The sequence below is a fragment of the Limosilactobacillus mucosae genome (genome assembly GCF_046939755.1).
Taxonomy (GTDB): domain Bacteria; phylum Bacillota; class Bacilli; order Lactobacillales; family Lactobacillaceae; genus Limosilactobacillus; species Limosilactobacillus mucosae_A.
In genome coordinates, this window is the sequence record NZ_JBKZAY010000097.1 from 1 (window position 1) to 440 (window position 440).

The 440-nt window shown below is 52.5% G+C and carries 1 protein-coding gene; it reads right to left on the reverse strand.

What is annotated here, in order from left to right; genetic code table 11:
* Window positions 1-440 (reverse strand): mucin-binding protein (locus ACLUWI_RS10325; protein ID WP_412147242.1); only part of this gene is annotated, 440 nt, incomplete at both ends.

Here is a 440-nt window from a genome sequence, read left to right on the forward strand (position 1 = left end):
GTGTAGGTTTGGTCATTCTTGTCATCGTTGTCGAACTTCTCACCAGCCGGGAAGTTGTCTTTGAACAATTCATAGCCGTCGCCTTCAAACTTCTTGATGCCTTCAGCCGTGCTGTATGGAATCGTTTCGTCCGTGTAGCCGTCCAAATCATCCTGACGCAACAGCTGGTCAGTTTCACCATCAATGTATTGAACGTGAACCTTTTGGGCATCAGCCGTGTAGATGACCGTAACCGTTGGCCCCTGTTCGGCATCGCTGTTGGAACTGCGCTTTACTACCGCTTCGCTTGGCGTGTAACCGGCAATCGTTGGTGAAGTCAGAGCCTTGTAACTCTGGCTGGCTTCGTTCCACTTGCCCCAGGCCACGATACCCGTAACGTCATCCAGGACACCGTTCCGCGTAAACGTTACCTGAGCCGTCTGATCTTCAGCCGCCTTGGT